Consider the following 23,722-nt stretch of genomic DNA (forward strand, 5'->3'; position numbering starts at 1 on the left):
AGCAGTCGATCTTCCGATCCAGTCTAGCAGCGCGGCCCCGAATCCGCGAACCGCGGCGCCCCCTTGGCCGAGCCGCGTCAGTTCTTCAGCTTGTAGCCGGTGCGGAACATCCACGCGACGACTGCAAGCAGGATCGCGAGGAACAGCGAGGTCGCCGCGAGGCTGATCCCCACGTGCACGTCGGCCAGCCCGTAGAACGACCAGCGGAAGCCGCTGATCAGATAGACGATCGGGTTGAACAGCGTGACGATGCGCCACGCGGGCGGCAGCATGTCGACCGAATAGAAGCTGCCGCCGAGGAACGTGAGCGGCGTGATGATCAGGAGCGGCACGAGCTGCAGCTTCTCGAAGCTGTCGGCCCAGATCCCGATCACGAAGCCGAACAGGCTGAAGGTGATCGACGTCAGCACGAGGAACAGCACCATCCAGAACGGATGCAGGATGTGCAGCGGCACGAACAGGCCGGCCGTCGCGAGGATGATCAGCCCGAGCAGCAGCGACTTCGATGCGGCCGCACCCACATAGGCGATCACGATCTCCCAGTACGACACGGGCGCGGACAGGATCTCGTAGATCGTGCCCGTGAAGCGCGGGAAGTAGATGCCGAACGACGCGTTCGAGATGCTCTGCGACAGCAGCGACAGCATCACGAGGCCCGGCACGATGAACGACCCGTAGCCGATGCCGTTCACGTCGCTGATGCGCGAGCCGATCGCCGAGCCGAACACGACGAAGTACAGCGACGTCGAGATCACCGGCGCGATGATGCTCTGCATCAGCGTGCGGCGCGTGCGGGCCATTTCGGCGCGGTAGATCGCGCGGATGCCGTGGAAATTCCAGTTCGCCATGTGCGTTAGGTCCCTTGTGCGCCGTTGCGGCGGTTGTCGATCAGGCTGACGAAAATGTCCTCGAGCGAGCTCTGTGTCGTATGCAGGTCGCGAAAGCCGATGCCGGCCGAGCCGAGCGCGTTGATCAGCGTCGCGATGCTCGCGTCGTCGCGCTGCGAGTCGTAGGTGTAGACGAGCGCGTTGCCGTCGTCCGCGCGTTCGAGCCCGAACGCGGCGAGATCGGCCGGCACGGTCGCGAGCGGATGCTCGAGCTGCACGGTCAGCTGCTTCTTGCCGAGCTTGCGCATCAGCTCGCGCTTCTCTTCGACGAGCACGAGCTCGCCGCCGAGGATGATGCCGATCCGGTCGGCCATTTCCTCGGCCTCCTCGATGTAGTGCGTGGTCAGCAGGATCGTCACGCCGCTTTCGCGCAGCGAGTCGACCAGCTTCCACATGTCGCGGCGCAGCTCGACGTCGACGCCGGCCGTCGGCTCGTCGAGGAACAGGATGCGCGGCTCGTGCGACAACGCCTTCGCGATCATCACGCGGCGCTTCATGCCGCCCGACAGCGTCATCAGCTTGTTGTCTCGCTTGTCCCACAGCGACAGCGCCTTCAGCGTCTTCTCGATGTACGCGGGATCGGGCGCCTTGCCGAACAGGCCGCGGCTGAACGATACCGTCGCCCAGACGGTTTCGAACGCGTCGGTGGTCAGCTCCTGCGGCACGAGGCCGATCATTTCGCGGGCGGCGCGGTACTGGTCGCGGATGTCGTGACCGCCGACCGTCACGCGGCCTTCGGTCGGCGTGACGATGCCGCAGATCGAGCCGATCAGCGTGGTCTTGCCCGCGCCGTTCGGGCCCAGCAGCGCGAAGATCTCGCCGGGGCGGATGTCGAGGGTCACGTGCTTCAGCGCCTGGAAGCCGGACGCGTATGTCTTGGAGAGGTCGGAGACGGAAAGGATCGGTTGCATGCTCACGGATGGCACGGCCGGTCGGTCCGACGCTGCGCGCCGCGCGTGCCCGGAGCCGCCGCAGCGAAGCGGCGGGGCGGGGGCGGCATGGCGAACGGGCGTCATGTCGAACGGCGTTGTGGTGCGGGATCGCAGGACCGCCATATTAGCAATCGGAAGATGGAAATGCATTTCGACGGCAAGGACATGCGATGCCGGTGCGCGATTTGCGTGAAATGCGCGCGCCTCACTCAATAAAGCGACGCTTTATTGGAATCGAGTGAACAATGCGCGCGGTTTTCGGGCAATCGGATGACGCTCGCGTGAGCGCTTGGCGGCCGGCACGACTGTGCTGCCCGGTCGACGCCGCGCCGTACCGGGACGGCGTGCGCCGCGCTCGCGATAATGCGTTCCTCTCACGTTCCAGGAGCGGTGCGCATGTCTTTGATCGATTTCAAGTCCGTCGCGGCGGCCCAGGCCGTCGCATGGCAATCCACGATCGTCGGCGAAGTCGGCCCGGCCCGGATCAAGGTGCTGCGCATGGACGCGCAGCCGTACGAAGCCGAAGTGCACGATTACAACGAGGGGCTGCTGGTGCTCGACGGCAGGCTGATGCTCGAGGTCGACGCGCAGACGGTCGTGGTCGAGGCCGGACAGATGTATCTCGCGGTCGCCGGCACGCGTCACGCGGTGCTGCCGGGCAGCCACGGCACGCTTGCGATCATCGACGTGTGAGCGTGCGCCCTCGTGCGTGCGGCCCGCCTGAGGCCCGCACGCCGGGCCTCGCGTGGGTCGGGCGCCCTCGTTCGAACGCGCGTTGTACAGCCCCGGTATTTGTCTGAGCAAATAAAATGAAGGCCGTTTGAAAAATTGTCAAACGCCCTGCTCGCACTAGGCGTGCGCGGTTCGGCGCGTTTGGAACTCTGCATCCATTTACTTGTGCGTATCGTCCGATCATAGTCTCGACCAACGACGCATCACGATAACGAATCAAGCGTACGTATGGAGACCACACCATGAGACGCCTTTCCGAGGGGCCGGCCGGACGGCCGTTTTGCTGCATTTCGCCGGATGCGGGCGCGACGCGAGTCGCGTGCCTGCGTCATCACATCGCGTTGCCGCAGTAGCGACGCTCCATCTTCCGTTTCGATTGCTCCGACGGTGCCGTGCCGCATGACGGCGCCGCCGGAGAGCGCTTGCCTGCCGCGGCGGTCCTGATCACGTTTGCCCGACCGGCAACGCGGCGCGCATTGCGCGCATCGTCATGCGCCGCGCGCCGTCGCGGCGGCGCGATACCAACCGGCGGGCCACGCAGCCCGTCCGGACGAGACTTGTCGTACCTCAAAAGGAGGGGTTGATGCTTTGCATTCCTGAATGGCGGAAGGCGATCCTGTCGTGCGCCGTGCTGGCGCTCCCGTTCGTCGCCGGTTGCGGCGGCGGCGACGATCCGGGCCCGATCAACGTGCCGCAGTGCTCGGGCAGCGCATGCGGGCCGAGCGGCGCCGAGACGACGCCGCCCGTCGTGAAGAAGCTGTGTCCGGATTCGCTCGACTACACGACGACCTACACGGGCGGCGCCGGCAGCGGCGAATACGTGAAGGTGAAGTTCGACACGACGAAGCTGACCTACCAGATGCAGTTCATCGAGTCGTCGGTGCCGACGTCGGCGGGGCAGGTCAACGACACGCGTGCGGGCCTGACGATCAGCGGCGCGTTTCACCATCCGGCCAATCTGCCGACCGCCGAGCAGAACCGCTGCGCGTTCGTGCTCGACAGCGGCGCGACGAGCGACGGCGCGTATGCGGTGACGATCAATCGCGCGGACCCGCCGATGCTGTTCGTCGGCAACGGGGTGGTCGGCGGCGGGATTCCGGGCGCGACGATCGCGTTCGCCGGTCTCGAGCCGTTCCCGGGCGTCGTGCTCGGCACCGTGCCGTCGCGCACCTTCGATTTCTATCCGTTCATCGGCTTCACCGACACCGAAACCGACTTCTCGAAGGTCGCCGGCAACTACAACGAACTCGGCATCCACCTGTCGCCGGTCGGCGGCAGCGCGCAGAGCAGCACGGGCGCCGTCGGCTGGCAACCCGATGTCGTCAACTGGAACCAGACGTTCAATGCCGACGGCTCGTGCACCATCACGGCGGGCAGCGACTACTCGTGCCAGACCACCGGGACGCCGTGGGCGTTGCGCAAGAATACGGACGGTTCGCCCGACAACGTGTTCGTGAGCCACCCGGTGGCGAAGGCGGGCGGAAACCTCATCTATCCGTTCGCGGGGCAGGGCTCGGCAATCGTCATCGTCGCGCCGAGTCAGGCGAAGGGCATCATGATCGTCGGCAAGCTGAACGGCGTGCTGGTGCCGATCGTGATTCGCGTGGGCTACACGCATATCGACGCGAGCAACCTGCTGGCGTCGGTCGCCGATGCCGAGGTGGGGATCTCGATGCTGTCGCGGACCACGGCCGTCGGCGCGAATTCGCTGAAAGGCGGGTTCATCGGCGCAACGAGCGCGTCCGCGTGCGGCGTCGTGGCACCCAGCACCGCGACGTTCGCGATCGCGACGTCGGGGCCGAGCTTCAACAACAACGTTCCGCATCCGGATCTGCCCGGCACCTTCGACGGCACTTTCTTCCTGGCGCAGGCCGGCAACTGCAACGACGGCACCGCCGTGTCGACGATGGCCGCGAACTATACGTCGACGCTGTTCCAGGGCGCCACCGCGGCGTTCATCGATCCGCAGACGTCGTCGGTCACGTCGCAGTTCGCGCTCGACTACACGCAGGCGACGCCCGGCAAGATCAAGGTCACGGCCTCGCAGGACTTCGACGCGAAGGGGGCGAACGGCAACGTGGCGATCTTCGGCAAGGGTGACACGGGCTGGCTCGTGACGGCCGGCAACGTGTACGCGATGGTCGTCAACAACAGCAAGGTCAATCCGTTCTTCACGGTCGGCGCGTTCGTCCAGTAACCGCGGACTGAACCCGGAACACCGGCGGCGCATGCGTCGCCGCCGGCGAATCGAAATTCAAGAGGATTCCTATGAATGTGAAGCATTGGATGGCCGCGGCGTCGCTCGCGCCCGCGCTGGCCGCCTGCGGCGGTGATGGCGACCCGCCGCCCGCACCGGTGGTCCGGCTGTGCCCGCAGGCCATCGACTACGGCACGGTGTTCGTCGGCGGCTCCGGCTCGGGCGAACTCGTGAAGGTGCAGCTCGACACGACGAAGATGACGTACCGGATGACCTACCTCGCCTCGCCGGTGCCGACCACCACCGGCACCGTGCAACCGACGCGCGACACCGCGCCGGCCAACGTCGTCGACGGCACGCTGGCCGACGAAACGGGCCTGCCGACCGTGAAGCTGAACCAGTGCACGTTCCGGATGCAGAACGCGAGCCTCGACCCGAGCCGTCCGGCGCGCCTGTTCCTCGGCGAAGGTGTGCTCGGCGGCGCGATTCCCGGGGCGACGATCCAGTTCGACGGCGTGATCGGTGTCGGCAGGATTCCGAAGACGACGTTCCCGTACTACCCGTTCATCAGCTTCTCGTCGCTCGAAACCGATCTGTCGAAGATCGCCGGCACGTACAACCAGCTCGGCTACCACCAGGTGCCGTCGCAGAACTTCCAGCCGGTGGCGCTCGACCAGCAGGTGACGATCCACGCGGACGGCAGCTATGTCGAGACCGACAACTTCGGCAAGAAGAACGGCGGTCAGCCGCTCGCGTCGAGCGCGACCGTGAACCAGCCATTCACGCTGCGCGCGGACGCCCCGGCGTTCCAGTCGCTGAACTACCAGCCGCAGATTGCGCCGACGCTCGCCGCGCTCGATCCGGCGAGGGCCGGCAAGGGGATCCTGATCGTCGGCAAGCTGCGCAACCAGCTCGTGCCGGTTTTCATCCGCACGGGCGCCGCGAACGCGGACCTCACGCAGGGCCCGCCGAGCGCCGACGACGAATCGGGCATCTCGTTCCTGAGCCCGCAGGCGGCGATCGCGCAGGGATCGCAGAACGGCGAGTACACGGGCGTCGACAGCGCGTTCAACTATCGCGCGACCGCGCTCGTCGGTGCGCAGGCGACGCTGCTCGATCCGTTCAACGCATCGCAGGCCGCGCTCACGCGCGCGCTGAACCTCGATTACACGCAGAAGGTGCCGGGCGTCGTGACGACCGTGCACGCGGACGCGGCGTCGGGGCCGGCGACCGGCAAGTTCGTGTTCACCGGCGGCGTGTTCGGGTTCCTCGACATGGCCGATACGCGCAATCCGTACTTCACGGTCGGTGCGTTCGTGCAGTAACCGCGCATGGATGGAGACACGGCGGTGCCGCGCGCAACGGCGCGGTGCCCGGACGAAACGAGGGGAGACTTGATGAAGAAGCTGATTGTCGCGGGTGTCGTCGCAGGCGTGTCGACGCTCGCATCGGCCCAGCAGGCGGGCGACAACGTCGCGACGCTGGGCTGGTTGCACATCATGCCGCAGGATTCGACCAACGGGCTGACGACGAATCTCGCGAGCATGCCGATCAACGGGCCGCTGCGGCTGCCCGGTTCGTTCACGTCGCCGGGCACGAGCCTGACGGTCAACAACGCCGATACGGTCGGCCTCACGCTCACGCACTTCTTCACCGACCACATCGCGGTGACGTCGGTGCTCGGCGTGCCGCCCGAGTTCACGCTGACCGGGCACGGCGTGATCAGGCCGCCCGGTCCGGCCGGTTCGCTCGGCAACGTCGACATGGACAAGCCGGCGAACCAGCCGGCCGTGAAGAACGCACGGCAATGGAGCCCGACGATCATTCTGCAGTACTACTTCAATGCACCGACCGCGAAGTTCCGTCCGTTCGTCGGGATCGGCGTGGCCTACAGCTGGTTCAGCAACATCGAACTGAACGGCAACTTCGCGAAGGACATCAACGAGAACCTCGGCAGCGTGCTCGCGGCCGGCGCCGGCAAGCCGGGGCCGACGTCGGTGGAGGGCAAGGCGTCGTCGTCGTTCACGCCGGTCTACAACGTCGGCGCGAGCTATGCGATCGACAAGCACTGGGGGCTCACGGCGACGCTGACCTACATGCCGCTGAAGACCTACTCGTCGCTCGTGATCAAGGCCGCCGACGGTTCGACGCTCGCGACCACGCGCACGCGGCTGAAGGCGGACCCGCTGATCACGTTCGTCGGTGTTTCCTACAGGTTCTGAGCCGTCCGGCGTGCATCGCGCACGCCGGCGGCTTCCTGCGACCGCGCGGCCGGGCGAATCCGGCCGGCGTGTCGCGTTCCTGGCGGCGTGCCGCCAATTGTGAAGAGAGAGGGGGCAGTTCAAATGAGCATTCGCAAACTCGTATCGCTTGTTGCTGCAGTGGCATTCACCGTGGTTTCGGCCGCGCCTGCTTTCGCCGTGACCGTTTCGCGCGTCGACGGGCACGCGATGAACCCGAACGGGGAACCGTTCTCCGCGACGGGCCTCACGGTCCTGGCCAAGGGGGCGATCAACGCGAGCTGCAACGCGACGTTCAACGGCACGATCAGCTCGACGGGCATCGTCAACATCACGTCGACGACGTTCGCGGGCGGCGCGACGTGCGGCCTGATCAGCGGCAGCGCGACCAGCGCGGCGCCGTGGACGGGGCAGGCCGACAGCACGACGCAACTGACGATCAACAACGCGAAGGTGACCGTGACGCTGCTCGGTACTTGCGGGCCGAGCAAGATCGTGACGACGTGGAGCGATCCGAACTCGTCGCTGACGTTCAACAACGCAGTGCTGACGCCGGACTGCACGGTCAGCGGCACGGTTGCCACGTCGCCGAAGTTCCACGTGCAGTAAGCGGCACCTGATCGAGGCCGGACGCCCGCGATGAATGAGGGCCGTGCAGGGATGCGCGGCGGGCGTTCCGGTTTCGCGATGCATCCGCGTCGTCGCGCGTAGCGGCGCGACGGCCGGCGGGCCGCCTGCCTCGCGATCCGAGGCGGGCGGCCGTGCAGGGGGCCGGTGCGGCGCATCGTGCCGCCTGCTTCGGCCGATACAAGACAACCATTCCGGACCCCCCATGCTTACTGACCCAGCGAAGTATGGCGATGCCCGCGGTGCGACGCTCGACCGGCTGCGCACGGCCGCGTGGCTGCAGTATCTGATCGAACACCTGAACGAAGCGGTTTGCGTGGCGACGGCCGACGCCGACGCTGGCGCCGACGCACCGGCTGTCCTGCCGGCGCGCGCGGCCCGCGGGCGAGCCGGCGTGAACCTGTCGCGCGAAGCGATCGCCGTCCTGCACGAACTCGCGCCGTGGATTGCAACGGACGGCGGCGGTTGCGCGTGCGACGCGAGCGATCCGCTCGGTGCCTGCCTGCACATTCCCGACACGGCACAGCTCGCGCATGCCGAGCGACGCTGCCGCGGATCGCGCGCGGTATTCGATTCGGCGCACGGCTTCGTCGATGCATGGGCTTTCGACGATCCCGACGACGGCTGGGCCGCGCTCGAGCGGATTGCCGGCGGTGTCGAACCCGGCGGTGACGATGGCGGCGAGCACGAAGTACGGGAACCATCCGCGAACGGCGAAGCACCGCCCGTGAAGAACCTGAGAGAACGACGCGCGGCCGTCGCGGCAGCTTGCGTGGCGCCGTCGGCGCAGCCCGGGGCGATCATCGACGCGATCGTGCTGCGCGTCTGCGGGCCGCGCGACGATGCCGCGCGCGTCGACGAGATGGCCGCGCTCGCGATGTTCTGCGCGGAGCTTGCCGCCGGCAACGGGGTGTCCTTCGCTGCGTACGGCGGTCGGCACAACCTCGTTGCGCGCGCGATTCGCGAACGGCGCACCGATCTCGCGTCGATGGACGGTCTGCTCGCGGCGGTGTCCGTATGCCGGCTCGACCGGCTCGTCGGCGCGGGCAGCTTCTGGGCGTATTACCTGCTGGCGGGCATCGTGATCGCGGCGCCGGGTATCGTGCGCAAATTCGCGCGCCGCTTTCACGGCGACGCGTGGCGGACGTGGCTCGATGAAGCGCTCGCGTGGCCGGCGGTCGGCCGCTTCGGACCGACGGAGAATGTCGCGTTCGATCGCTTGCGCGGCGCGATGAGCCTGACGTCGCGAACGAATCCGATCGTGCGCGCGAAACGCGTGCGGCTGAGGGCGGCTGCGACCACGCGATTCAATACGGGCGGCGAGCGCGCCCGATGAAATGAAAAACGGCTCGCGGTGAAAACACCGCGAGCCGTGCAGGTTGCTGCTGCGCCCCGGGGAGGGTGCTTGCGCGGTTACGCCGTTTCCGGCTGCCGCACCGCCTTCGCGACATTGCGCGCCATCGCGCCGTTCGCGACGAAGTAAGGCACGTCGACACGCGCGAGCGGCTTGCGTCCGCGGATCTTGTCGGCGATCTTCTCCGCGATCATGATCGTCGGCGCGTTCAGGTTGCCGGTCGTGATGATCGGCATGATCGACGCGTCGACCACGCGCAGCCCGTCGAGCCCGTGCACGCGGCCTTCCTCGTCGACCACGGCCATGTCGTCGTAACCCATCTTGCACGAGCACGACGGATGGAACGCGGTTTCAGCGCGGGCCCGCACGAACGCGTCGAGTTCCTTGTCGGTCTTGCAATCGGCGCCCGGGTTCAGCTCGCGGCCGCGATAGCGGTCGAGCGCGGGCTGCCGCATGATCTCGCGCGTCGCGCGGATCGCATCGCGGAACTCGCGCCAGTCGAGCGCTTCGGCCATGTAGTTGAACAGGATGCTCGGATGATCGTTCGGGTCGCGCGAGCGCAGCTTCACGCGGCCGCGGCTCGGCGAACGCATCGAACCGACGTGCGCCTGGAAACCGTGCATCTCGATCGCGTTCGAGCCGTTGTAGTTGATCGCGACGGGCAGGAAGTGATACTGGATGTTCGGCCACAGGTCGTCGTCGCGCGTGCGGATGAAGCCGCCCGCCTCGAAGTGATTGGTCGCGCCGAGGCCGGTGCCGTTCAGCATCCATTCGAGGCCGATCTTCGGCTGGTTCCACCACTTGAGCGCCGGATACAGCGACACCGGCTCCTTGCACTCGTACTGGATGTACATCTCCAGGTGATCCTGCAGGTTCTGGCCGACGCCAGGCAGGTCGAGCACGACGGGGATGTCGAGTTCCTTCAGCCACGCGCCGGGGCCGACGCCCGAGCGCTGCAGCAGTTGCGGCGATGCGATCGCGCCGCTGCACACGAGCACTTCGCGGCGCGCATGCGCGGTCGCGCGCTCGCTGCCGCGCAGGTACGTGACGCCCGATGCGCGCTTGCCGTCGAACAGGATGCGGTCGGCGAGCGCGTGCGTGACGATCTCGAGGTTCGGCCGCGCGCGCGCCTGGTCGAGGTAGCCGCGCGCGGTGCTCGCGCGACGGCCCTTCGGCGTGACGGTGCGGTCCATCGGGCCGAACCCTTCCTGCTGATAACCGTTCAGGTCGTCGGTGCGCGGATAACCGGCCTGCACGCCCGCATCGACCATCGCCTCGAACAGCGGATTCACGCCCGGCTTGCTGGTCGTGACCGACACGGGGCCGTCGCCGCCGTGGTAATCGTTCGGGCCGACGTCACGCGTCTCGGCCTTCTTGAAGTACGGCAGGCAGTCGAGATACGTCCAGTTCTCGAGCCCCTTGTGCGTCGACCAGTTGTCGTAGTCGAGCGCGTTGCCGCGGATGTAGCACATCCCGTTGATCAGCGACGAGCCGCCGAGCCCCTTGCCGCGGCCGCATTCCATCCGGCGGTTGTCCATGTGCGGCTCGGGGTCGGTCTCGTAGGCCCAGTTGTAGCGACGGCCCTGCAGCGGATAGGCGAGCGCCGCCGGCATCTGCGTACGGAAGTCGAAGCGGTAGTCGGGGCCGCCCGCTTCGAGCAGCAGCACCGTGACATTCGGATCTTCCGTCAGGCGCGTCGCGAGCACGTTGCCCGCGGAGCCCGCGCCGCAGATGATGTAGTCGTATTCGCGTGTCGTCATGACGGGGAATCTCCTCTCGTTCTCAAAACACCGGGTTGTAACGGCCGAGCTCGACCTGTACCGACTTGATTCGAGTGTAGTGTTCGAGCGTCGTGATGCCGTTCTCGCGTCCGACACCGGATTGCTTGTATCCGCCAACCGGCATCTCGGCCGGCGATTCGCCCCACGTGTTGATCCAGCAGATGCCGGCTTCGAGGCGGTGGATCGTGCGGTGCGCGCGCGACAGGTTCTCGGTCACGACGCCGGCCGCGAGGCCGTAGTGCGTGTCGTTCGCGCGGGCGATCACTTCGTCTTCCGATGCGAATTCGAGGATGCTCATCACCGGCCCGAAAATCTCCTCGCGCACGATCTTCATGTCGTCGCGGCAGTCGCCGAACACGGTCGGCGCGACGTACTGGCCGTTGCCGAAGTGGCCGTCGGTCAGGCGCGTGCCGCCCGCAAGCAGCTTCGCGCCTTCGGCCTTGCCGCTCTCGATGAAGCCGAGCACCTTGTCGAGCTGCGCGGCCGACACGAGCGGGCCGAAGTTGGTGTCGGCATCGGTCGGCTTGCCGACGCGGATGCGCTTCACGCGTTCGAGCACCTTCTGCGTGAACGCGTCCTTCACCGAGCCGTGCACGAACACGCGCGTGCCGTTGGTGCAGACCTGGCCCGAGCTGAAGAAGTTGGCGGTGACCGCGATGTCGGCGGCGCGGTCGAGGTCGGCATCCTCGAACACGATCAGCGGCGACTTGCCGCCGAGCTCCATCGTCACTTCCTTCAGCGACGATGCGCCGGCCAGCGACATCACCTTCTTGCCGGTCTCGACGCCGCCGGTAAACGACACCTTCGCGATGTCCGGATGGCCGGTCAGCAGCGCGCCGACCGAACCGTCGCCCTGCACGACGTTGAACACGCCGGCCGGCACGCCGGCTTCCGTATAGATTTCCGCGAGCTTCAGCGCGGTGAGCGGCGTGACTTCGCTCGGCTTGAACACCATCGCGTTGCCGGCCGCGAGCGCGGGCGCGGTCTTCCAGCAGGCGATCTGGATCGGGTAGTTCCATGCGCCGATGCCCGCGCACACGCCGAGCGGCTCGCGGCGCGTATACACGAACGACTCGGCGCGCAGCGGCACCTGCAGCCCTTCGATCGCGGTCGCGAGGCCCGCGTAGTACTCGATCACGTCCGCGCCGGTGACGATGTCGACCGCGAGCGTCTCGCCGATCGGCTTGCCGGTGTCGCGCGTCTCGATCGCCGCGAGTTCGTCGTTGCGTTCGCGCAGCAGGTCGACCGCGCGCCGGAGGATGCGCGAGCGCTGCATCGCGGTCATCGCGGCCCATTCGCGCTGGCCTTCCTGCGCCGATGCGACCGCGCGGTCGACGTCGGCCGCGCTCGCCTGCTGCACCTGCGCGAGCAGTTCGCCGGTGGCGGGATCGAAGGTGTCGAAAGTCTTGCCGCTGGTGGCGTCGACGTAACCGCCGCCGATGTAGAGGCGCTGCAAACCGTATACGGACATGAGGATCTCCTTGAGGGCGAGTGCGCGACGCGTCAGTCGGACGCGAGCAGCAGGTCGATGTAATCGTGGGTGAGCTTCAGTGCAGCCCGGGTGTCGATCGGGCCGCCGGCGAGCGCGCCGCGCAGCCACAGGCCGTCGATCAGCGCGGCGAGGCCGCTGGCGGCTTCCCGTGCTTTCGCGCGCGGCAGCGCCTTGGCGAATTCCGCGCACAGGTTCGAATGGAGGCGCCGCGTGTTCACGTGCTGCAGGCGCTTGAGCATCGCGTCGTGCATGCTCTGCGACCAGAACGCGAGCCAGGTCTTCATCACGGGCGTGCTGACCTGCGTGACGTCGAAGTTCGCGGCGGCGATCGCGCGCAGCCGGGAGCGCGGGTCCTTGCGGGCGGCGACGCGGCGGCGCGTGGTGGCCGCCCACAGATCGCGCAGCACGTGCCGCATCGTGGCTTCGAGCAGGCCGTCCTTGTCGCCGAAGTAGTGGCTGACGATCCCCGTCGAGATGTTCGCGCGCTGCGCGACCGAGGCGAGCGTCGTGCCGGGCAGGCCGGCTTCGTCGATCGAGCGCAGCGTCGCGTCGATCAACTGCGCGCGACGAATCTCCCGCATTCCGACTTTCGGCATCGCGACTCCTTCGCCCGGACGGGCCGTTCCTGGAAGCCGAGAGCTTAGCGGTTTTTTATTGACCGTTCAATCAATAAAAAATCGGGGTCCGACGGTAGATGGAAGGGTGGAGGAACCAAGCCGATGATGCCGCCGCGATTGTGCAGGTGCGGAAAAACCGATTGAAAGGTGGTTAAATAATTTGAAGTTTGTTTAAAACGGTTTCGGTAAAGACGGTGCAATGGCCGCGAATGTTTCCGTATTCGATTTATTACTGATCGAAAGAATGTCGAGCTATGTGAAATTCTCGTAAATCCGGGAATTCGAATGCCGTGCGCCGCTAACGGAAATTTCTGAAAACTCGCTTCAATCGATCGATTAAAACATTTTATCTATTTGAATTTAAAGGAAATGATTCGGTGGTGCCATTGATTGAAGGCTCGCTCGCAAACGATTGCCGCCACCTTCTGATCGATTCCGCATACCATAAAAAATGCCAAAAATATTCGAATCTGGCGTATTTCCAGGTGGAGTAGAGGGGATCGTTTGAATGACTTGAGTAAGTAATATTGCCCGTATTAGTATGGCGCCGCACCACAAGGAATGAATCGGCGCCGCGGGTTATTCCCGCGGTGCGTCGGCAATGGGCGCGGCCAACGACCGCGACAGGGCCGGCGCCCGCCATTGCGCACCTGCAGCATGCCGCGACGCCGAGACGCCGCATCCACCGGAGAACGACGATGCCGACCGAAAAATACGTGGTCCCGCTACCGAATGGTCTGAAGGTCTACGTCGAACGGAACGTGTTCGATCCGTCGTTCGACACGGCGATGCTCGTCAACGGCGCGCTCGCGACGACCGCCTCGTTCGGGCAGACCGTCCAGTATCTCGGCGAGCGGATGAACACGATCTGCTTCGACCTGCCGTACGCGGGGCAGTCGCGCCAGCACAACCCCGGTTGCTTCATCCTGACCAAGGACGACGAGGCCGCGATCCTCCAGCATCTGGTCGAGCGTTTCGCGCCCGCGTTCCTCGTGTCGGTATCGTGGGGCGGCGTCGCGTCGCTGTTCGCGCTCGCGCGCGGCTGCCCGAGCGTGCGGCGCGCGGCGATCTGCTCGTTCTCGCCGTTCCTGAACGACGCGATGGTCGACTACGTGACGCGCGCCCGCGACCACATCGCGGCCGGCGAGAACCTGAAGGCCGCGCAGCTGCTGAACGATACGGTCGGCCGCTACCTGCCGCGCATCATGAAGCTGTACAACTACCGGTATCTGACGCGGCTGCCGCGTGACGAGCAGGACCAGGTCGCGTTCCACGTCGACCAGATCCTGTCGCTGCAGCCGGAGCGCTACCTGAGCGAGTTCTCGAACATCGGCTGCGAGCTGCTGTTCCTGAACGGCGAGCGCGACGAATACACGACGCCGGCCGACGTTCGCCAGCTGGCCGCGCACGTGCCGCGCGCACGCTTCGCGACGATTCCCGACGCCGGCCATTTCCTCGACATCGAAGGCCGCGCGCAGCGCGAAGCCACGCGGGCGGCGCTGCTCGACTACTTCTGCGACGCGCCGCCCGTTGCCGCGGGCATCGCGCTCGGCGCCGCGCATGCGTGCGTGCCAGCACCGATGCCGGCGCTGTCGTCGTGACGCAGCACGTCGCGCACCGGGCACGCCGGGTGCATCCGAATTCTCATCCACACGAGGCAGGCCAGCCGTGAATATCGTTCAGACCATCGCCATCGTCGCTCCGTGGGCCATCTGGCTCGCCTACTGGATCGCGACGTCGCAGGCCGTGAAGACGACCGTGCGCAAGGAGGCGTCGCGCTCGCGCACGCTGCAGTCGATTCCGCTGATCGTCGGCGGCGCGCTGATCATCCTGCCCGATCCGTCGTGGCAGGCGCTCGTGCCCGACTGGCAGCGCTTCGGCCTGCAGGCGCAATGCGGGCTCGCGGTGCTCGTCGCGGGGCTGCTGTTCTCCGTGTGGGCGCGGCTGCATCTCGGCACGAACTGGAGCGTGTCCGTCACGCTGAAGGAAAACCACGAACTCGTTCGCACCGGCCCGTACGGCCTCGTGCGTCATCCGATCTACACCGGCTGCCTGATCGCGCTGGCCGGCGCCGCGCTGATCGGCGGCGAGTGGCGCGGCGCGCTCGGCGTCGCGCTCGTGTTCGCGTCGCTCGCGTACAAGGTGCGTGTCGAGGAGAGCTGGCTGACCGGCCATTTCGGGCCGGCGTACACGCAGTATCGCCGCGAGGTCGCGGCGCTGATCCCCGGCTTCTACTGACTCCCGCGAGGCGCGCGATGGCGAAGGTGATCGTGACCGCGATCGGCTCGGCGGGCGACGTGCATCCGCTGCTCGGCGTCGCGCGCGCACTCGCGACGCGCGGCCACGACGTCGTGTTCTGCACGCATCCGCCGTTCGAGGCGGCCGCGCGCCGCTGCGGCTTCACGTTCGTGCCGGTCGGCACCGCGGCCGAGTACGAGGCCGCGATGGCGAACCCGGCGCTGTGGGATCCGCGCACGTCGTTTCGCACGCTGTGGCAGGTGATCGCGCCCGTGCTGCGCCCGCACTACGACGCGCTGCGCGCGCTGACCGATCGCGATACCGTGCTGGTCGGCACGCTGTGGGCGTTTTCCGCGCGCTTCATGCAGGAGCTGCACGGCACGCCGTACGTGTCGGTGCAGGTGTCGCCGTCGACGCTGCTGTCCGCGCACGTGCCGCCGACGCATCCGCGCCTGACGATTCCCGCGCGCTGGCCGCTGCCGGTGAAGGCGGCGCTGATGACGCTGATCGAGCGGCAGGTGCTCGACCGCGTGTGCGGGCCGGCGCTCAACGCGGTGCGCCGCGATCTCGGGCTCGCGCCCGCGCGGCGCGTGCTCGGCCGCTGGCTGCATTCGACCGACGGCGTGCTGTGCCTGTTTCCCGACTGGTTCGCACCGGCGCAGCGCGACTGGCCGGCCGGTCATCTGCAAAGCGGTTTTCCGCTGTTCAACGACATCGCGACGCCCGGCGACGATCGCGCGCTCGACGCGTTCCTCGCGGCCGGTGAGCCGCCCGTCGTGTTCACGGCCGGGTCGACACGGGTCGATCACGCCGCGTATGCGCGCGCGGTCGCGGACGCGCTGCATGCCACCGGCGCGCGCGGCATCCTGCTGAGCCCGCACGATGCGGCACCGGCCGGCGACCGGCTGCTGGTGCGCCGCTTCGTGCCGATGCGCGCGCTGCTGCCGCGTTGCCGCGCGCTCGTGCATCACGGCGGGATCGGCACTGCAGCGCTCGCGTTCGAAGCCGGGATCCCGCAGGTCGTGACGCCGTTCGCGCACGACCAGTTCGACAATGCGCAGCGCGTCGCGGCGAGCGGCGCCGGCGTGCGTATCGACGGCCCCGTCGACGGCGCGCGTCTCGGTGCGGCGCTCGCGCGCGTGCTGGACGAGCCGGAATTCGCGGTGCATGCGGAACGCACGCGTGCGCTGATCGATCGGGCGCCGGACGGCTGCGAGCGCGCCGCCGATTTCATCGAGCGCTTCGCGCCTAACCACGGACGCGCGCGGGTGCAGGCCTACCTCGCGACGGCGGGCGCATGAGCACCGCAGCGCCGCTTCAGGACGCGCCCGCCGCCGTCGATGCACGCGAACCCGCACCCGCCGCGCCGCCGGTGCGCGGCGCGCGGCTCGCGCTGCTGACGTTCGCGCTGTCGCTCGCCACCTTCATCGAAGTGCTCGACTCGACCGTGACGAACGTCGCGGTGCCGGCGATCTCCGGCAGTCTCGGCGTCTCGAATAGCCAGGGTACGTGGGTGATCAGCTCGTATTCGGTCGCGGCCGCGATCGCGGTGCCGCTGACCGGCTGGCTCGCGCGGCGCGTCGGCGAGCTGCGGCTGTTCGTCGGCGCGGTGCTGCTGTTCACGCTGACGTCGCTGCTGTGCGGGCTCGCACGCGACCTGCACGTGCTGGTGGTCTGCCGCGCGCTGCAGGGGCTGTGCTCGGGGCCGATGGTGCCGCTGTCGCAGACGATCCTGCTGCGCACGTTCCCGCCGGACAAGCGCACGGTCGCGCTCGCGCTGTGGGCGATGACGGTGCTGCTCGCGCCGATCTTCGGGCCGGTGGTCGGTGGCTGGATCGTCGACAGCTTCTCGTGGCCGTGGATCTTCCTGATCAATTTGCCGATCGGGCTGTTCTCGTTCGCCGTCTGCACCGCGATGCTGCGCCCCGACGCGCAGCGCGGCGCGGCCGGCCCGATCGACGTGCCGGGCATCGTGCTGCTCGTGATCGGCGTCGGTTCGCTGCAGGCGATGCTCGATCTCGGTCACGACAAGGGCTGGTTCGATTCGCCGCTGATCGTCACGCTCGCGGTGGTCGCGGGGCTCGCGATCGTGTCGCTGCTGATCTGGGAGGCGGGCGACGCGCATCCGGTCGTCGACCTCAGCCTGTTTCGCGACCGCACGTTCTCGTTCTGCGTGCTGATCATCTCGCTCGGGATGATGAGCTTCTCGGTGGTGGGCGTCGTGTTCCCGCTGTGGATGCAGGCGGTGATGGGCTACAACGCGTTCCACGCGGGGCTCGCCACCGCGTCGCTCGGCGTGCTCGCGCTGGTGTTCTCGATTCTCGTCGGCCTGCACGCGCATCGCTTCGACGCGCGTGTGCTTGCGACGTTCGGATTCCTGATATTTGAGGCCGTACTCGCATGGGATGCGCATTTCACGCTGAAGATGACGTTCGTGCAGATCGCCGCGCCCGGGTTGATCCAGGGTATCGGGCTGCCGTGTTTCTTCATTCCGCTGACGGCCGCGACGCTGTCGCGCATCCCGGACGACCGGCTCGCGGCCGCGTCGAGCCTGTCGAACTTCCTGCGCACGCTGTCCGCCGCATTCGGCACCGCGATGAGCGTGACGCTGTGGGACAACCGCGCGACCTATCACTACGACGTCGTGTCGCAATCGGTCACGCACGCGTCGGCGAACACGCAGCGCTTCGTGCACACGCTGAACGCGATGGGCGTGGACGGCGTGCGCGAGCTGTCCACGCTGCACCAGGTCGTGATGCAGCAGGCGTACATGATGGCGACGGGCGACATGTTCTGGATGGCGAGCATGACGTGCCTCATGCTCGCCGCGATGATGTGGCTCACGCGGCCGAAGCGCGGCGCGGCCGCTTCGTTCGGACATTGAGGAGAGCGGCATGACGACACTCGGCGCACTCGTGATCCTGTATCACCCGAGCGACGCGCAGCTCGCGGCGCTCGGCGCGTGGCGGCACGCGTGCGACGCGCTGCTGGTCGTCGACAACACGCCGCAGCCCGATGCGCGCGCTCGCGACGTGTGCGCGCGCGACGGCATCGCGCTGCTGCATCACGGCAATCGCGGCGGAATCGCGGGCGCCTACAACGCGGGGCTCGCGGCGCTGTTTCGCGACGACGTCGACGCGGTCGCGCTGTTCGACCAGGATTCGTCGGTGCCGGCCCGTTACTTCGCGACGATGCGCGACGCCTGCACGGGGCTCGCGGGGCGCGCGTTCCTGGCCGGCCCGCGCATCTTCGACGAGAACGCGCGCAGCTTCCTGCCCGAACTCGCGACCGACGGGATCGCGTTGCGCCGGCTGCATCTCGCGCCCGACGCGCCGCCGCAACGCTGCGCGTTCCTGATCTCGTCGGGCTGCGTCGTGTCGCGCGCCGCGTTCGAGGTGCTCGGCCGCTTCGACGAGACGCTGTTCATCGATCACGTCGATACCGAGTACAGCTTCCGCGCGCTTGCGCGCAACGTGCCGCTCTACGTCGTGCCGTCGCTGGTGCTGCCGCACCGGATCGGCGCGAAGCAGCGGCACGCGTTCGGCCCTTTCGAAATGACGTCGATGAATCACTCGTGGCAACGGCGCTACTACAGCGCACGCAATGCGGTGCAGCTCGGGATGCAGTACGGGTTGCGCTTTCCGGTGGCGATCGTGCCGAACCTGCTGACCGTGTGGCAGGTCGTGCAGATCGCGCTCGTCGAGCGCGACAAGCGCGCCAAGCTCGCGGGCATCGCGTTCGGCATCGCCGACGGCCTGTTCGGGCGGCTCGGTCCGCTCGAGCGCACGCGGCCGCGTCTCGCCGCGCGCGCGCGGCGCGTCCAGCAGGGGTGAGGGCGGCGATGGAACGCATCATGAAAGCGGCGCGAGCCGCTCGGCCGGCGCGGCGCGGGGAGGGCGGCTGGGCGATCGTCGCGGCCGCCGCGCTGCTGGCGCTGGGCGGCTGCGTGCCGTCGGGGTTCCTGCCGTCGCTGTCGCTGCGCTCACCGGCCGGCGACGCGCTCGCTCGCACCGCGGGGCCCGGCGCGGATGGCGCATGGCCCGCGCCCGACTGGGTGAAGCAGCTGCAGGATCCGCAGCTCGACGAACTGGTCGTGGAGGCATCGCAGAACAATCCGGATCTGCAGGTCGCGCAGGCGCGGCTGCGGATCGCGCAGTCGCAGCTTCAGCAGTTCGATTCGCTGACGGGCTTGACCGGCACGGCCGGCGCGACGGTCAGCCGCGCGCGGATGCCGAAGCCGGGCGACATCGCCGACGTGACGGCGGGCGGTTATCGCGTGCCGGTCGAGATCTTCGGCGATCCGGTCGTGTCGCCGTCGTCGGTGTTCGTCGGGCTGAACTACCAGCTCGACCTGTGGGGCAAGAACCGCGCGGCGACGAAGAGCCTGATGTCGCTGCGCGACGCGGCCGGTGTCGAGGCCGAGCAGGTGCGGCTCACGCTCGCGGTCGCGATCGTCACCGTGTATTGCCAGCTCGATGAGGCGTACGCGGTGCGCGACCTGCTGCAGCAGAAGCTGAAGATCAGCCAGCGCGTGACGGCCGTGCTGCGCGAGCGCACCGCGCGCGGCCTCGACAATGCGTACGACGCGAGCGACGCGTCGATCAAGCGCAGCCGCCTGCTCGCACAGATCGCGCTGAACGACGAACAGATCAAGCTCGCGCAATTGCAGCTGGGCGTGCTGTCCGGCCGCGGGCCGGAGCGCGGGCTCGCGTTGCAGCGGCCGCGCGTCGGCGCATTCCCCGGCGGCGCGCTGCCCGCGCGGCTGCCGGCCGATCTGCTCGGCCGCCGGCCCGACATCGTCGCCGCGCGGCTGCGCGTCGAAGCCGCGTTCGCGAATGCCGATTCGACGCGCGCGCAGTTCTATCCGGACGTGAACCTCGTCGCGCTCGGCGGCGTGTTCGCGCTGACGCCCGCGTCGCTGTTCTCGCGCGATTCGCTCGCCGGCTCCGTCGGCCCGGCGATCTCGCTGCCGGTGTTCGATCGCGGCCGGCTGAAGGCGAAGCTCGGCGCGGACGTCGCGCAGGCCGACGTCGCGATCGGGCTGTACAACAAGACCGTCGACGACGCGCTCGGGCAGGTCGCGCAAATCGTCACGTCGCTGCAGACCGCGCAGACGCTCGTCATGCAGCAGCAGGATGCCGTCGCCGCCGCGCAGAAGATCGTGCAGATCGCGGCTGATCGCCATCGGCGCGGCGTGTTGATGCAGAAGGATGTCGATGTCGCGGACCTCACGCTGATCGACGAACGCGCGCAGCTGATCGCGCTGCTCGGGCGGCAGCGGACGCTGCGCGTCGGGCTGGTCGGCGCGCTCGGCGGCGGGTTCGATGCGAGCGCAACGACTGCGGGTGCGGCGATGCCCGCGGCGCGTACCGCGCAAGGCGCGCGGACGAAACGCGGCGCGACGGTGAACGCCGCTGCCCGCGGTAGCTCGGCGGACACCAGCGCGCAAGTGCGGCGCGCGGCGGTGTCAGGTAGCGGCGCCGCGCCGCGTGCCGCGCGGATCGATCCGCCGGCGGTGTCGGTCGCGCCGCGTAGTCCGGCTGTCGATGCCGCGAATGTGAGTGTGAGTACCGGCGCGAGTACGAGCGCCAGCGCAAATACCAGCACGAGCGTCGGCGTCGGCTCGCGCCGCGCGCCCCCCACCGTTGCCGCCGACACGCGCGCGTCCGCGCTCCCCGTGTTCCAGCATGACCGCCTGATCGTTACGCAAAGCGACTGATGCACCACGACAACCTTCACACCGCGGCGCAGCCGGCCACTCTGAACGACCCCGCACTCGACGCGCGCCGCGCGACGCGTCGCAAGCGCTTCATGCTGTTCTTCGCGATCGTGATGCTCGCCGCGCTCGTCTGGATCGCGTTCTGGCTGCTACGCGACCGCTATTACGAGGATACCGACGACGCGTACGTCGCCGGCAGCATCGTGCAGGTCGCTGCACAGATTCCGGGCGCCGTGACCGACGTGCTGGTCGCCGATACGCAGCCCGTGCGCGCCGGGCAGACGCTCGTGCGGCTCGACGACACGGAAGCGTCCGTCGCGTTCGCGCAGGCGAAGGCGCAGCTCGCGCAGGCCGTGCGGCAGGTCGCGAACGCGAAGATCTCGAACACGATGTACGTGGCAGCCGTGAGCGCGCGCCAGGCCGACCTGTCGCTCGCGCAGCGCGCGCTTGCCGCGCGTTCGGGCGCGTCGGTCGAGATCGTCGCGCCGGAGGAGCTGGCGCGCGCCCGCGCGGCCGTCGCCGGCGCCCAGGCGAACCTCGCGGCCGCGCAGGCGCAGCTCGACGCCGCGCGGGCGCTCGGCAGCAAGCTGCCGGTGGACGAGAGCCCGGCAGTCGTGCAGGCCGCGGCGCAGTTCAAGCTCGCGTACCGGAACCTGAAGCGCACGACGATCATCGCGCCGGTCGACGGCACGGTCGGCCAGCGTTCGGTGCAGGCGGGCCAGCAAGTCGGGCCCGGCGTGCCGCTGATGTCGATCGTGCAGTTGAACCGGCTGTGGATCGAGGCGAATTTCAAGGAAGGGCAGATCCGCCACATGCGCGTCGGCCAGCCGGTCGACGTGGTGTCGGACCTGTACGGGTCGCGCGTCGTCTATCGCGGCCGCGTGCAGGGCTTCTCGGCCGGCACCGGCAGCGCGTTCTCGATGCTGCCGTCGCAGAACGCGGCCGGCAACTGGATCAAGGTCGTGCAGCGCGTGCCGGTCGTGATCGCGCTCGATCCCCGCGATCTGGCCGCGCATCCGCTGCGGGTCGGGCTTTCGATGCGCGCGACGGTCGATACGCGCAACCGCGACGGCCATGCGCTCGACAGCGAACCGCCGACGCCGGCCGTCAGCACGCGCGTGCACGACGGTGTCGCGAGCGACGCGGAAGCGGCTGCTGCCGCGATCGTCCGCGAGAATCAGGGCGGGTGAGTTTCCTACGCCGGCGCACGCAGAAAACACACGAACCAATCCGGGTGACAGATGGCGGGGGCGGGTGACCGGTGCATCCGACCAACGCGCCCGAATAGGGCACCCGATCGGCGCCCCCGGATCAAGGCCCCGATCAAGGTACCAATCAACGCACCCGACCAACGCACGGATTGGCGGGTCGTTCGCGCCGATCGGCGGCTCCGGCGGCCTCGCGGCCTGCATCTCCTGCAGCCCCCACCACGCACCCCTTTTCCGGCCCGACTTTCGCATTTCCGCCACCGATGTCGGCACCGATCAAACGCGTGTCGCGTTTGAGACATCGACGCCCCCACCTCCGGGACTACTCTCGAACAGCACGTTGCGTAGCACCGCATCTGCCGGCGCACAGCAGCGCCATCCAACGAGACATGGAGACAATACGATGAGCAGCAATCGAGGTGTCGTCTATCTTGGGCCGGGCAAGGTCGAAGTTCAGAAGATCGATTATCCGAAGATGGTCGATCCGACCGGCCGCGCGATCGGCCACGGCGTGATCCTGAAAGTGGTCAGCACGAACATCTGCGGTTCCGACCAGCACATGGTGCGCGGCCGCACGACCGCGCCGATCGGCCTCGTGCTCGGTCACGAGATCACGGGCGAAGTGGTCGAGGTGGGCCGCGACGTCGAGACGCTGAAGATCGGCGATCTCGTGTCGGTGCCCTTCAACGTCGCGTGCGGCCGCTGCGCGATGTGCAAGGACACGCATACGGGCGTGTGCCTGAACGTGAACCCGTCGCGAGCCGGCGGCGCATACGGCTACGTCGACATGGGCGGCTGGATCGGCGGCCAGGCCGAGTACGTGCTCGTGCCGTACGCCGACTTCAACCTGCTGAAATTCCCGGACCGCGACCAGGCAATGGCGAAGATCCGCGACCTGACCTGCCTGTCCGACATTCTGCCGACCGGTTATCACGGTGCGGTGAGCGCGGGCGTGAAGCCGGGCTCGACGGTCTACATCGCGGGCGCGGGCCCGGTCGGGATGGCGGCGGCCGCATCGGCGCGCCTGCTCGGCGCGGCGGTCACGATCGTCGGCGACATGAACGCGGAACGCCTCGCGCACGCGCGGGCGATGGGCTTCGAGACGGTCGACCTGTCGAAGGACGCGTCGCTCGGCGAGCAGATCGAGCAGATCCTCGGCGTGCCGGAGATCGACTGCGCGGTCGACTGCGTCGGCTTCGAGGCGCACGGCCACGGTTCGTCGGGCCATTCCGAGGAAGCGCCCGCGACGGTGCTGAACTCGCTGATGGAAATCACGCGTCCGGCCGGCGCGATCGGCATTCCGGGCCTGTACGTGACGGACGATCCGGGCGCGAAGGACAAGGCCGCGCAGCACGGCAGCCTGAGCATCCGCTTCGGCCTCGGCTGGGCGAAGTCGCATTCGTTCTTCACGGGCCAGACGCCGGTGCTGAAGTACAACCGCAACCTGATGCAGGCCATCCTGTTCGACCGTCTGCCGATCGCGAAGATCGTCAACGTCGAGGTGATCTCGCTCGATCAGGCGCCGGAAGGCTACAAGAAGTTCGACGGCGGCGCGCCGCGCAAATTCGTGATCGATCCGCACGGCTTGCTGGCGGCCTGACGCACGAACGGGCGGAACATGAAACGGGCGGTACCGGAAACGGTGCCGCCCGTTTTTGCTGTGGCCGGGTGCTGCCGGCGCAGGCGAACCCTGATCGC

The 23,722-nt window shown here is 68.0% G+C and carries 19 protein-coding genes; 14 read left to right on the forward strand and 5 right to left on the reverse strand.

Annotated features, from left to right (window positions below; genetic code table 11):
• Positions 1 to 77: 77 nt before the first annotated feature.
• On the reverse strand, positions 78 to 848 hold the full coding sequence (locus DID98_RS15585; RefSeq protein ID WP_124485129.1) for an ABC transporter permease: 771 nt from the start codon (positions 846 to 848) through the stop codon (positions 78 to 80).
• A gap of 5 nt (positions 849 to 853) precedes the next feature.
• A complete protein-coding gene (locus tag DID98_RS15590) occupies positions 854 to 1,798 on the reverse strand; it encodes an ABC transporter ATP-binding protein (RefSeq protein WP_124521457.1) in 945 nt (314 codons plus the stop codon).
• A gap of 417 nt (positions 1,799 to 2,215) precedes the next feature.
• Here DID98_RS15590 and DID98_RS15600 point away from each other — a divergent pair, with 417 nt between their 5' ends.
• From DID98_RS15600 to DID98_RS15625, 6 genes are all read left to right on the forward strand, one after another.
• Positions 2,216 to 2,512 (forward strand): cupin domain-containing protein, encoded by a 297-nt coding sequence (locus DID98_RS15600; RefSeq protein WP_044844384.1) that lies wholly within the window; start codon positions 2,216 to 2,218, stop codon positions 2,510 to 2,512.
• Between the two features lie 622 nt (positions 2,513 to 3,134).
• Complete coding sequence (locus tag DID98_RS15605; protein WP_124521459.1) at positions 3,135 to 4,748, forward strand: DUF2957 domain-containing protein; 1,614 nt, start codon at positions 3,135 to 3,137, stop codon at positions 4,746 to 4,748.
• A 71-nt stretch (positions 4,749 to 4,819) separates the two neighbouring features.
• Positions 4,820 to 6,073 carry a DUF2957 domain-containing protein gene (locus DID98_RS15610; RefSeq protein ID WP_124521461.1) on the forward strand — a complete coding sequence of 418 codons (1,254 nt, stop codon included), beginning with the start codon at positions 4,820 to 4,822 and terminating at the stop codon, positions 6,071 to 6,073.
• 72 nt (positions 6,074 to 6,145) lie between these two features.
• Positions 6,146 to 6,970 (forward strand): OmpW family protein, encoded by an 825-nt coding sequence (locus tag DID98_RS15615; protein ID WP_124485133.1) that lies wholly within the window; start codon positions 6,146 to 6,148, stop codon positions 6,968 to 6,970.
• 123 nt (positions 6,971 to 7,093) lie between these two features.
• Entirely contained in the window at positions 7,094 to 7,597 is a 504-nt protein-coding gene (locus tag DID98_RS15620) for a hypothetical protein (RefSeq protein ID WP_044844380.1), read from the forward strand.
• 223 nt (positions 7,598 to 7,820) lie between these two features.
• Entirely contained in the window at positions 7,821 to 8,951 is a 1,131-nt protein-coding gene (locus DID98_RS15625; protein WP_124521463.1) for a hypothetical protein, read from the forward strand.
• A 77-nt stretch (positions 8,952 to 9,028) separates the two neighbouring features.
• On the opposite strand, the gene betA is transcribed toward DID98_RS15625, so the two are convergent.
• Genes betA through betI form a run of 3 tightly spaced genes read right to left on the reverse strand, consistent with a single transcriptional unit; the run spans position 9,029 to position 12,838 of the window.
• Positions 9,029 to 10,729: a choline dehydrogenase gene (betA, locus tag DID98_RS15630; RefSeq protein WP_044844378.1), complete on the reverse strand. Its 1,701-nt coding sequence runs from the start codon at positions 10,727 to 10,729 to the stop codon at positions 9,029 to 9,031.
• 22 nt (positions 10,730 to 10,751) lie between these two features.
• Positions 10,752 to 12,221 (reverse strand): betaine-aldehyde dehydrogenase, encoded by a 1,470-nt coding sequence (gene betB / locus DID98_RS15635; protein WP_044844377.1) that lies wholly within the window; start codon positions 12,219 to 12,221, stop codon positions 10,752 to 10,754.
• Between the two features lie 32 nt (positions 12,222 to 12,253).
• A complete protein-coding gene (betI, locus tag DID98_RS15640; RefSeq protein WP_044844376.1) occupies positions 12,254 to 12,838 on the reverse strand; it encodes a transcriptional regulator BetI in 585 nt (194 codons plus the stop codon).
• Between the two features lie 719 nt (positions 12,839 to 13,557).
• Between betI and DID98_RS15645 the strand changes: the two genes are divergently transcribed.
• The 8 genes from DID98_RS15645 to fdhA all read left to right on the forward strand — a co-directional run bounded on the left by DID98_RS15645 (position 13,558) and on the right by fdhA (position 23,624).
• Positions 13,558 to 14,460, forward strand: coding sequence for an alpha/beta fold hydrolase (locus DID98_RS15645; protein WP_124485137.1), 903 nt, complete (start codon positions 13,558 to 13,560; stop codon positions 14,458 to 14,460).
• 67 nt (positions 14,461 to 14,527) lie between these two features.
• Positions 14,528 to 15,097 carry an isoprenylcysteine carboxylmethyltransferase family protein gene (locus tag DID98_RS15650; RefSeq protein WP_124485138.1) on the forward strand — a complete coding sequence of 190 codons (570 nt, stop codon included), beginning with the start codon at positions 14,528 to 14,530 and terminating at the stop codon, positions 15,095 to 15,097.
• A gap of 17 nt (positions 15,098 to 15,114) precedes the next feature.
• Complete coding sequence (locus tag DID98_RS15655) at positions 15,115 to 16,398, forward strand: glycosyltransferase (protein ID WP_124521465.1); 1,284 nt, start codon at positions 15,115 to 15,117, stop codon at positions 16,396 to 16,398.
• A complete protein-coding gene (locus DID98_RS15660; protein ID WP_124521467.1) occupies positions 16,395 to 17,981 on the forward strand; it encodes a DHA2 family efflux MFS transporter permease subunit in 1,587 nt (528 codons plus the stop codon). The genes DID98_RS15655 and DID98_RS15660 overlap by 4 nt, the downstream gene beginning before the upstream one ends.
• A gap of 10 nt (positions 17,982 to 17,991) precedes the next feature.
• Complete coding sequence (locus tag DID98_RS15665) at positions 17,992 to 18,930, forward strand: glycosyltransferase family 2 protein (RefSeq protein ID WP_124521469.1); 939 nt, start codon at positions 17,992 to 17,994, stop codon at positions 18,928 to 18,930.
• 8 nt (positions 18,931 to 18,938) lie between these two features.
• Complete coding sequence (locus DID98_RS15670; protein ID WP_124521471.1) at positions 18,939 to 20,816, forward strand: efflux transporter outer membrane subunit; 1,878 nt, start codon at positions 18,939 to 18,941, stop codon at positions 20,814 to 20,816.
• On the forward strand, positions 20,816 to 22,006 hold the full coding sequence (locus tag DID98_RS15675) for an efflux RND transporter periplasmic adaptor subunit (RefSeq protein WP_124521473.1): 1,191 nt from the start codon (positions 20,816 to 20,818) through the stop codon (positions 22,004 to 22,006). Before DID98_RS15670 ends, DID98_RS15675 begins: the two co-directional genes overlap by 1 nt.
• Positions 22,007 to 22,427: 421 nt before the next feature.
• Entirely contained in the window at positions 22,428 to 23,624 is a 1,197-nt protein-coding gene (fdhA, locus tag DID98_RS15680) for a formaldehyde dehydrogenase, glutathione-independent (RefSeq protein ID WP_044844368.1), read from the forward strand.
• Positions 23,625 to 23,722: the final 98 nt, after the last annotated feature.

This window comes from Burkholderia sp. Bp8984 (genome assembly GCF_003853755.1).
In the GTDB taxonomy this organism is placed as follows: Bacteria; Pseudomonadota; Gammaproteobacteria; order Burkholderiales; family Burkholderiaceae; genus Burkholderia.